Source organism: Anabaena sphaerica FACHB-251 (genome assembly GCF_014696825.1).
GTDB lineage: Bacteria > Cyanobacteriota > Cyanobacteriia > Cyanobacteriales > Nostocaceae > RDYJ01.
The window spans coordinates 174,087-185,036 of the sequence record NZ_JACJQU010000010.1 but is presented as its reverse complement, the minus strand read 5'-3'; the positions used below and the strand labels follow the sequence as shown (position 1 = coordinate 185,036).

10 protein-coding genes are annotated in these 10,950 nt (G+C 37.5%); 5 read left to right on the top strand and 5 right to left on the bottom strand.

Going from position 1 to position 10,950, the window contains the following annotated elements:
• Positions 1-189 (bottom strand): four helix bundle protein (locus tag H6G06_RS17325; protein ID WP_190562309.1); only part of this gene is annotated, 189 nt, incomplete at its 3' end.
• A 141-nt stretch (positions 190-330) separates the two neighbouring features.
• Between H6G06_RS17325 and H6G06_RS17320 the strand changes: the two genes are divergently transcribed.
• Positions 331-1,977 carry an IS1634 family transposase gene (locus H6G06_RS17320; RefSeq protein WP_190562307.1) on the top strand — a complete coding sequence of 549 codons (1,647 nt, stop codon included), beginning with the start codon at positions 331-333 and terminating at the stop codon, positions 1,975-1,977.
• Between the two features lie 614 nt (positions 1,978-2,591).
• On the opposite strand, the gene H6G06_RS17315 is transcribed toward H6G06_RS17320, so the two are convergent.
• Positions 2,592-2,939 (bottom strand): UPF0175 family protein, encoded by a 348-nt coding sequence (locus H6G06_RS17315; protein WP_190562305.1) that lies wholly within the window; start codon positions 2,937-2,939, stop codon positions 2,592-2,594.
• Between the two features lie 548 nt (positions 2,940-3,487).
• Positions 3,488-4,573, bottom strand: a complete 1,086-nt coding sequence (locus H6G06_RS17310) for a DUF5895 domain-containing protein (protein ID WP_190562303.1) — start codon at positions 4,571-4,573, stop codon at positions 3,488-3,490.
• Positions 4,574-5,161: 588 nt separating this feature from the next.
• Here H6G06_RS17310 and H6G06_RS17305 point away from each other — a divergent pair.
• Complete coding sequence (locus H6G06_RS17305; RefSeq protein WP_190562301.1) at positions 5,162-6,103, top strand: DUF4351 domain-containing protein; 942 nt, start codon at positions 5,162-5,164, stop codon at positions 6,101-6,103.
• Between the two features lie 255 nt (positions 6,104-6,358).
• Positions 6,359-8,227 (top strand): type IV secretory system conjugative DNA transfer family protein, encoded by a 1,869-nt coding sequence (locus H6G06_RS17300; protein WP_190562299.1) that lies wholly within the window; start codon positions 6,359-6,361, stop codon positions 8,225-8,227.
• A 169-nt stretch (positions 8,228-8,396) separates the two neighbouring features.
• Here H6G06_RS17300 and H6G06_RS17295 read toward each other — a convergent pair whose 3' ends face one another.
• Entirely contained in the window at positions 8,397-8,618 is a 222-nt protein-coding gene (locus H6G06_RS17295) for a hypothetical protein (protein WP_338422950.1), read from the bottom strand.
• A gap of 54 nt (positions 8,619-8,672) precedes the next feature.
• Here H6G06_RS17295 and H6G06_RS17290 point away from each other — a divergent pair, with 54 nt between their 5' ends.
• Positions 8,673-9,197: a helix-turn-helix domain-containing protein gene (locus H6G06_RS17290; protein ID WP_190562297.1), complete on the top strand. Its 525-nt coding sequence runs from the start codon at positions 8,673-8,675 to the stop codon at positions 9,195-9,197.
• The gene (locus H6G06_RS17285) at positions 9,185-9,778 is read left to right on the top strand and encodes a transposase (protein WP_190562348.1); all 594 of its coding nucleotides are present in this window, start codon (positions 9,185-9,187) and stop codon (positions 9,776-9,778) included. Before H6G06_RS17290 ends, H6G06_RS17285 begins: the two co-directional genes overlap by 13 nt.
• Before the next feature lie 134 nt (positions 9,779-9,912).
• On the opposite strand, the gene H6G06_RS17280 is transcribed toward H6G06_RS17285, so the two are convergent.
• Positions 9,913-10,848 carry an alkene reductase gene (locus H6G06_RS17280; protein ID WP_242039740.1) on the bottom strand — a complete coding sequence of 312 codons (936 nt, stop codon included), beginning with the start codon at positions 10,846-10,848 and terminating at the stop codon, positions 9,913-9,915.
• Positions 10,849-10,950: the final 102 nt, after the last annotated feature.

Sequence of the window (10,950 nt, the reverse complement as noted above, 5' to 3'; positions counted from 1 at the left end):
TTGCGCTATGTTTAAAAATCTTACATATTCTCCTCTATATCGTCGTCCATATCCTTCAGCTATATTAGCTGGAATGGATACTGCACTTCTTCTGATTTGCTGAACCATAGCATATAATTCGTCTTTAGGAAAAAGTTTAGTAAGAAAATAACATTTTTCAGCAATATCCATCCCTTTTTGCCAAATCATTAAGCCCACATTCCGCAGATATTGAAGCAGATTAAATAATTATGAATTGTAAAAAATACAAAACCTGAAACGCTTATCTAGTAATAATTTCAGGCTATTTTAGCGTAAAATAATAAACATCAAATAGATAAAGGAAAAGTCATGAAAGAGTCTCAAGTTGCCATGCAAATCCTAAATATAGATCATTTGGGAATAGTAGCAGGAATAATAGATGAGATGGAATTGGTAGAAGAAGTGAATAAAATAGTGGGAATAAAAACAAAAGAAAATCTCACACCAGGACAAGTAATGAAAGCAATGATATTGAATGGATTAGGGTTTTTAAGCGCCCCATTATACCTATTTGACGAATTTTTTGTAGGCAAACCAACAGAACATCTAATAGGAGAAGGAGTATTACCAGAACATTTAAACGACGACAAGCTAGGAAGAGAACTAGACAAATATTATCAAGTAGGAACAACAAAAATATTTACAACAGTAGCCATAAAAGCAGCCCATAAATTCCAAGTAGAAAGCAAGAGCATCCATTTAGATGGAACTTCGATGAGTGTAGAAGGAGAATACAAAAAAGAGACAGAAGAAATGGAAAAGAACAAATTAGAAATAGAGCCAGAAATGAAAGCAATAGAAATAGTTCATGGATACTCAAGAGATAAAAGACCAGACCTGAAACAATTTATCATAGACATGATAGTAACAGGAGATGGAGACATCCCATTATATTTAAAAGTAGACTCAGGAAATGTAGATGATAAAAGTGTATTTGTAGAGAGATTAAAAGAATTTAAAAAACAATGGACATTTGAGGGCATAAGTGTAGCAGACAGTGCCTTATATACAGCAGAAAACATAGCAGCAATGAGAGAATTAAAATGGATAACAAGAGTACCATTAAGTATCAAAGAAGCACAGAATAAAATTTTAGACATAAAAGAATCAGAATGGAAAAATAGTCAAATAAAGGGCTATAGAATAGCGGTGAGGGAATCAGAATATGGAGGCATAAAACAAAGATGGATAATCGTTGAAAGTGAATTAAGAAAAAAATCAAGTATCCAACAAGTAGACAGACAAGTAAAAAAACAGTTAGAAAAAGCAGAAGCCGGACTCAGAAAGCTATCCAAGCAAGAGTTCGCTTGTCAACCAGACGCTAAAATAGCAATAGAAAAACTATCAAAGTCCTGGAAATATCACCAAATTAAAGAAATAGAATACATGGAAAAGGCAGAATATAAAACAGCAGGTAGACCAAATAAATTAGCCGAACCCAATCAAATAAGATATCAAGTTACAGGTAAGATAGAAACTTCAGAATCAGCAATAGAAACTGAAAAAATTAAAGCCGGGAGATTTATATTAGCGACGAATATCTTAGATAAAAATGAATTAAGTGATGAGCAGGTATTAGAAGAATATAAAGCCCAACAATCTAATGAGAGAGGATTTAGGTTTTTGAAAGATCCGCTGTTTTTTACATCAAGCGTATTTGTGAAAACACCTGAAAGAGTGGAAGCAATTGCCATGATAATGGGATTATGTTTGTTAGTCTATAATCTTGCACAAAGAAAGTTAAGGCAAGAACTAGCTAAATTTGATGCTGGGATTAGAAATCAAGTTAAGAAAATCACGAATAAACCGACAATGAGGTGGGTATTTCAGATGTTTCAAGCTGTACACTTGGTAATCATAAATGGACAAAAACAAATGAGTAATTTAACAGAGGAACGTGAAAAGATTGTTAGGTATTTAGGAAAGAGTTGTAGTAAATATTATCTAATTATTTGATGCAAGTTTATTTGACCAAAAAGATACAGATAGTTTTCGATAAAATTAGTAAATAGAAATTTTAAGCGAAGATAGAAATATTCTTTGCTATAATTTTCATGTTTATTTTACCAGAAATGACTGCTTTAATTGAAACAGGGAATCTATTTTAAAACATCGTGAAATTTATTTTCGTAATACTCGCTATTTTTTGGACTATAAATTTGAACTCAGCCAGAAAAATTAGGTAAATAAAATTTTTCTGGCTGGGATTTTTCAAAAATATCAATTATCTGGGTTGCATCTGCGGAATGTGGGATTAAGTCTTTAAAATCATTAATATCTGACATTCTTTCTCTTCCCTGTTCCCTATTCCCTATTCAATATCTGACATTCTTTCTGTTCCCTGTTCCCTGTTCCCTGTTCCCTGTTCCTGTTAGTTTAGCATACTAAGTTCGATAGAGCCATTCTTAGATTAGGTTTTGATTTTAACCCATAATGTATTTCTTCTAAAGTAATTACACTAATATTTATCGAAGACAAATTATTTACCCATGTTAAAACACCAGGATTAGGCTGAGGTCGCACTAATTCGCTAATGATATTAGTATCACATAAGAAAGTCATTGCAGGTATTAAAAAAACGAATTAGGACGGTCTTGACGAGAGGGAATTTCTAAGGAATAATCTTCTTCAATACAGATTTGTTGGAGTTGTTTAATATCATCAGCTAACATCTTTGTTTGTTGAGCTTGTCCTAGATTTTCTTGGGTATAATTTAGAGATACCTGAGATTGGTTTAAAAAAACTTGAGTTTTTGAAAGTGAATCAAATTTTAGTAACTCTTGAATTTGTCCAGCAGTCATAATACCGCTCCGATAAGCTTCTATTGCTAAAGTTTCTAGGATTTTTTGGGGTAAGTCTTGCCAGTTTTGTTGTAGTTGGTTGCCAATATCTTCGGGAATCTCGATAGTGATTTGCATAATTATATTTTTTCCTTTTATCAGGATTAAACAGATATATTAGTCAGGACATTGTATTTTAATTCAAAGAGAACAGGGAACAGACAATAAATAGAAAAATGTCCTAACAATTTTATCTATTGCTATACTACTATAATTCCCAACGTAAATTCAAGTAAGGAAATAACACAGATTACTAAATATAACATTTCCTAGTCTAATTAAGTACAAAATTATCTGCGTTTATCTGCGTCCATCTGTGTTTAATTATTATTGCTTCTCACTTGAATGGGAATTACTATATTTTGTCTAAGTATGTGAACAGAAAAAAACCGTAGACGAGCAGCAGCTTCTCGAAGAGTAGTATGTAACGAAAAGTAAAATATCCCAAAACCTCTTCCCTGTTCTCTGTTCCCTTGTCATAACGACAATTTTTAATACCCACTTACTTATTTACCTCAAAATGACTGTAAATAATAATAAGGTCTGGCTTTTATAATCAGAAATCTACCATAGTTTTTGACTACAGTAGATTTCTTATTCAAAACAGATGATTCAATAGCGTTGAACTACTCGTCATCGTCTTCAAAAACGAAATCATCATCATCCAACTCGTTTTCTAAATCATCATCTTCATCTAGGAAATCATCTTCTTCTTCAACCACTTGAATTTTCCGGGGTGCTTTGGTTGCAGTTTTGGACTTACGGACAGTTTGAGTTTTGCTTTTATTCTTGTTTGGTGGTAGCACTTCCACCTCTACAGAAGTTGATTCTCCTGGTAAAGCAGGTAGAGATTGTGGTTCATTAAAACCAGCGATCGCATCATGTTGTTGCCAAACTAAATTTTTAGCTGCGGGTTTACCTAAATACAGTTGGGGGAAATTATCAACTGTAGGTTTGGTGTAAGCTACTGTTTTGCAACAATTGTGTTTATTCTTACCTTCACCTTCTTTAACTGCTTTAAACTCCACTTCCAGCACCCCTAAACTTCGCCATTTATCGCTTTTACCGCTAAATGGCACTTGGAAATAATCAGCAAAGGTTTTCTCTAAGGAACGATAAAACTCCTCACGCACTGATTTAAAACTCCAAAGAGCCACATTTTTAAATCGGACTACAATAGGAGTAGTATGTAATGGTTTGTTTTTGTCATCCAGAAACATAATTGCGTGTTCTGAACAGACATCCATTGTTCTTTTATCAAGACTATTTCTGTAGTCATCATAAAGTCCAACAAACGAACCACCCACATCTTCCACATCTGATTTATAGCGGATATATTCTGGTGCAAAACCTAAAACCAGTAACCGACCTTCAGTAATTAATAATCCGGTAACATCTTCAGTTAAAGTGACAGTAGTTAAGTCATCTTCTGTTGGCATTTCTATCCAACCAGCTTTTTCTAACTGGTCTTCTGGAATCAAAAGTCCAGCAGGTTTATCGTTAACGACAATGCCATAGGGAAGAAGCGGTTTACGGACTTGGTTATAATTATCATCAAATAGTTCTGGGTCTATTTCAAATTCTTCTCCTTCAAAGTCATAAGCATCCGTGTCATTTGGTTTAGCTTTTGAAGTTTTAGGTTGAGAAGCAGTAGTTTTGCTGCTAGATTGATTAGGGCGATGAGAGTTGTTTGTAGCTCTTGATTTAACCATTGAACTGTATAATATGATTGTCCAATGTCTGAGGCGTTAGCCTCAAAATTTAGTTGTTAATTATGATTATCTGCGAATATGATTGTGATTTCAAGCATAATATTGCCGCAACGGCAAGGTGATGGTTGAAAATCGCAACGGCAAGATGATGGTTGAAAAATAGAAGCAATTAAATTTTAAACTCAACAATCATTCAAGCTGGGTGAAACAGAAAAATTTTTATCAATGCTGAAAAATTACGGCAACATCAAGTTAGAAAATTCTCATTGCGGCAATGTTATGGTTGAAATGGAGGTTGTCAGTGCCATTAAACTCATGTCATCATGAACCTTACGGCGACTAATGTGGCAATGTTATGGTTGAAATCATACTCCCTCAAAAGTACAATCTATTTTGCACGACTACTTATTGGTGTAGTTTGTGGTCAAAACTTACGGAAATTTTCAATTGCCATAGATTGTGATGGATTTATTTAAAACATATAATATTTATTATCAATTAACAATTCTATGTTAAAATATTAAGTAGAGACAACATATTAGATTAGAAAAACTGAGGTAGAAATAACTATTATTAGCATAGCGTTTTATGACCAAAAATGAAATTACTGCAAATTACGATGAATCCTGGAAAGAAGCACTAAACAACTATTTTGATAGTTTTCTATCATTCTTCTTTCCTTCGGTTTATGAAGCAATTGATTGGACACAAAAACCTGAACCACTTGATAAAGAACTGCAAGAAATTACTGGGTTATCAGAAACAGAAACAAGAATTGCAGATAAACTTTACAAAGTGTGGCTATTGGACAAACAACAGATATGGATTTTAATTCATATTGAAGTCCAAAGTCATTATGACGCGAATTTTGCACAACGGATGTACATTTATAATTACCGTGCCTTTGACCTTTACCATCAATTTGTCGTGGGTTTAGCAATTTTAGGAGACACAAGTTCCACTTGGCGACCAAACAGTTATCATCAAGCTATGTTAGATTGCGAATTAAGTTTGAAGTTCCCCATTGCCAAACTCCTAGACTATGAATCACGGTGGACTGAATTAGAAGCCAGCAATAATCCCTTTGCTATCATAGTAATGGCACATTTAAAAACCAAAGCCACCACTGGTAATTTTTCAGAACGGGAGCAATGGAAATGGACATTAATTCGTGGACTTTATGAGCGGGGTTTAACAAGAGAACAAATTGTTAAACTATTTAAGATCATTGATAAAATGATGTCATTACCCAAAGAATTGCAACGAGGATTAGTAACTAAAATCCAACATTTAGAGGAGGAAAAGAAAATGCCATTCATTAGTCCCACAGAAGAATTAGCAATGGAACGGGGTGAACAAAGAGTAATTATTCGATTACTAAATCGGCGATTTGGTGAGATTGAATCATCATTAATTGATACAATTCGTACCTTAGACATTGATCAATTAGAATTACTAAGTGAAGCACTCCTGGATTTCTCCACTGTCACTGATTTAGAACAATGGTTACAAAATAAACCAGAGTCTTAGATTAATTAAAAACCCCACTTTTCATTAACTACTGTGGGGTTAATTAACAGTAACATTGACAGACTGACCCTAAAGGGGGTTTGCGCTCACCTACATCCATTGTCTAAAGCACAGCAAAGTATATTTGCCATGCTTTGATACTTTATTTCAGTGGTTTTTGCTCACTCGATTTCTTTATAAAAAAATATCCAAAAGGTTAATACCCTAACTCTACCGTGATCACTAAAATTGCTGGTAAACCCACACACAACCGCCATGAACCCTTACCAGCAAAACTTACTAACCCACCATCTCACCACTCACTCAGCACTAATTAACCTACCATCCTACCAACCAACACTAGCCAGCATTGACTTCAGTAAATTCCTGCAACAATACAACAACCCCCAAGGCTGGACAATGATAGGTGGACTACTGGTAGTGTTAATTCTGCTGCAAATCAGTGGTACTGGTAAAGGTAAAATCACCACTGGTAAAGTCTGCGGTATCAGCGAAAAACTAGCAGCTACTAACCTCGCACTTAAACAACTCAAACAACGCAAACATAATAAAGTTACCCTCTGGTCTGGTACACCCCGTTATTGGGCAAAAGGTAAATGGCGGGGTTTAATGGCTAACCTCCAAACCATGCTAGGTGCAGCACCTACAGTATGGTTTCCTCATGCCGAACGGGGAACACTGGTAATAGGTGCGCCTGGATCGGGAAAAACTTACTCAACCATTGACCGGATGCTAGAAAGTGCTATGCAGCAAGGGTTTCCGATTATACTCTACGATAAGAAGGGGCTGCAAATGCAACTGCACGCACCCTTAGCTGCAAGGTATGGCTATAAAGTGCGAGTATTTGCCCCCGGTGAAGCGTTTAGCGGTGTGATCAATCCCCTTGATTATATGCGTGATGCGCGGGATGGGGTAATGGCTGGGGAAATTGGCCAAGTTATCAACCGCAATGCTGCTAGTGGTGGTAAAAGCGATGAATTCTTTGCTAAAGCTGGGGATTTGTTAGCAAAAGCACTATTACAGTTAGTCAAGGGTTCACCTTACCCAGATATGGCGATGCTGTATGCAGTGTTGCGGTTGCCAAAATTGGTACAACGTCTTGACCATGCAGTACAGTCAAAACGCTTAGACGAATGGGTAGCCACTTCGTTTATTCAATTTTTGAGTGCTAAAGATGCAGAAAAGACCGTTTCCGGGATTTTAACCACCGCCGCAGGTACTTTCTCTTCTTTTATTCAAGCTGATTTGCTGCGGGCATTCATCGGTAAATCGGATATTCCCACTCAGCTAGAAGGAAGAGAAATGGTAGTATTCAAGCTGGATGATGAACGTCGCAGTGTGGTCGGTCCCTTGTTAGCAGCTGCAATGCACTTAATGATTGTCGGTAATTTGAGTCGTCCCCGTAAAGACCCGTTGATTATTTCCCTAGATGAATTACCATCAATTAAGCTGGATAGACTGCCACAATGGATTAATGAATACCGTTCCAATGGTGCTTGTTTTATTTTGGGTATTCAAAGTTTAGAGCAGCTTTACGATATTTATGGGGATAAAATGGGAAGTGCGATCGCATCAGCTTGCAGTACCCATGTTTTATTTAATCCTGGTAACTACAAAACGGCGGAAGATTACTCAAAACGCTACGGTGAAAAGGAAGTATTAATTAAAAATCGTACTACAGGACGTTCTTTGGGCGGACAAATGAGCCGTTCCATAAGCTGGAGTGAGAATTTACAAAAAATGCCTGTTATCAGTGCCGATGAAATTCTCAAATTTCCCCAAGGTAAATGTGTAATTACCAGCCCTGGCTACGGTTCAGGGGGACAAGCTTCTATTCCTTATCCTTTAATTATTCCTGTGTCGAAAACAGATGAAAAACGAGCTAAAGAAAGTGAGAATCTGTGGGATAAACAAGTTAGACTTGCATTAGAAAGTCAGGTGACAATTCCTGATATTAAAATGTTAACCCAGGCATTGTATGACCGCATTGAGGAAGCAGGAAGGATGTTGCCATTACCAGAGGAAGATGTGGCGACAGTACAGGAGTCTAGTAATCATCAAGAACCTGATGTTTTGGAGAATTTTGTATCACGAGTTTATCAAACTCCCGGATTGCAAGGTTGACCAAATAATTACTAATTCGTAATTCGTAATTCGTAATTAAAGAGGGTACAAGCCTCCACTAAATCAAAGATTTAGTGGTCTACAATCAGTGGTAGGTTCAAGCCTCCACTAATTGCAATTACGAATTACGTTGGCGTAGCCTGCCGGAGGCATTATTATCAATTACGAATTATTTTGACGCTTCTTCTAAAAAGGGATAGTCAGTGTAGCCCTGTTCTGTGCCGCCGTAAAAGGTACTGCGATCATAGGGATTTAACGACGCATTCAGGGCAAAACGTTTCACAAGGTCAGGATTAGAAATATAGATGCGACCATAGGCAATTAGATCAGCTTCGCCCTTGGAGATGATTTGTTCGCCAATTTCACGGTTTAATCCGCCAGCGGCAATAATTTTGCTGTTACTCCCTTCCCAGTGTAGAATTAGACATAAAGTAGAGGGGAGTTCATGACTAGATCAGAACAGCTAAGTAGAAAGAGTTTTGAACAAGAAGAGTGGCAAAAATTATTTTACAAATATCAACAGCAATACATAAGAAGACGGTTAGAAGCAATCAAGTGTCTACATGATGGTAAAACCAGACAAGAAGTGATGGATAAACTTGGCTGTGCAAGACAGAGCTTAATCACTTGGATTGATATGTATTGTCAAGGGGGGCTAAAGGCACTAGTCACGCCAATAAAGTCTAAGAGAATACAGCGGTTAGGTTGTGAAGAAAAAGAACAGATAAAAAAAATGCTCTTGCAGGAGAAACCAACGGACTATGGAATTGACCGACAGATATGGACAGGGAAGATAATAATTGAAGTTATACAGCAGCGGTGGGGTATAGAGCTAAAAGACAGTCGCATCTATGACATACTCAAAGAGATGGGACTATCACATCAAAAAGCACATCGTGATTATGAAAATAGCGAGCCGAAAGTTCAGAAAGAGTTTGTCGTTACAATAAAAAAAAACTGGCAGAACTAAAGCCTAGACAGAGGCTAGTATTTTATGACGAGTTTGCTGTTTATGACAGACCGAGCCTGTATTATGCTTGGGCTGAGCGTAATAGCAAGCCAGAGATTTCTAGTAACGAAAAAAGGAAGAGAAACAAAGTCAACGGTATGATCTCGGTTGACGCTGTAACTGGAGAAATCTACTTGCAGTTACAGCCTAAATCAAAAGCCGAAGATGTGGCTCAATACCTTGCAGATTTGTGTAAAGATGCTCACAAAGAAAATATAGAGAAGCTATCTATTGCTCTGGATAACAACTCTACTCATAAACAGAAGATGAAAAATTTATTGAATGAGCATCTGCAAAATGCAGGGATAGGAGACAAAATAGCTATAGAATTCATCCATACGCCTGCTTATTCACCCGACTTTAATCTAGCAGAATATGAAATTCATCTCCTGAGATTACAGAAGCTACATCATTTACCTTCAAATATAACCATTGCCGAAATTGAGAACATCTTAAAGGATGTCAAAATTTTGATGACTTCAGAGCAAATATTAAAAACTTTAGACCACATTTTTGCTTTAGTTCCTCTGTCTATTCCTTGAGTGGGAAGGGAGTAACCCTGTTCTGTCACTCTTGGAAAACAATAATCGAATTCATCTTTTGTAACTCTGATTTCATCAAGGTTTGACGCTTTATTTCTTATTAAAAAATAAAATTTGAGGACAAAATGTCAAAACTAAAGCCCCGTAAACCTTTCAGGTATTGCATTTCCCCATTTTGACAGAAGAGGGGTAAACAGGGGACGGAAAAAACCAGAGGTGAGGTCGCTACTGAGGTGTTCTAGGGTATCTTGGCTCGCATCGAGACGGGGTTCGATGAGGTGCAGGTAGGCTAAGTTAAATTTGTTAAGTTCCTGCACAACATAGCTGAATAGGGTCTTGGGGTCTGAGTCACCCATGTCGTTAAAACTGCCAGAAGGAGATAATCGCAAACCAACGCGATCTCCACCCCAGACTTCAGTCACAGCTTCCAGAACTTCCATCAAAAAGCGCGATCGATTTTCTACTGAGCCGCCATAGGCATCGGTGCGGTGGTTGGTGCAGTCTTGCAAAAATTGATCAATCAGATAACCATTTGCGCCATGTACTTCAACGCCGTCAAAACCTGCTTCCAGGGCATTTTTCGCACCTTGACGATATTGTTCAATCACGCTGGGAATTTCTTCGAGTTCAAGGGCGCGAGGCGCGACGTAGGGTTTCATGCCTTCGTAAGTTCCGACTTCTCCTGTTGGGGCGATCGCGCTAGGGGCAACGGGTAATTCACCATTTGGCTGAAAATCAGGATGGGAAATGCGCCCAACGTGCCAGAGTTGCAGAAAAATGCGACCACCTTTGTCGTGAACCGCTTGGGTAACTTTTTTCCAGCCAGCAATCTGTTCAGCTGAATGGATGCCGGGGGTAGCGGGATAACCTTGTCCTTGGGGACAGACTTGGGTTGCTTCGGAAATAATCAGTCCAGCGGTTGCTCGTTGTGCATAGTAGGTGGCATGGAGTTCGTAGGGAACGTTGCCAGCCGCAGCACGACAGCGGGTTAAAGGAGCCATCACCAGACGATTCGGTAAGGTGTAAGTACCGAGTTGTATAGGGGTTAATAATTGCAGTGTGTTATCCATAAGTCTAACTGGAATCGTTTTTAAGTATTTAGGATAATCTATATCAAAAAAGACGGGACGATTACTGGCAAGTTGGAGATTGTGAGATTGAAGATATTAAAA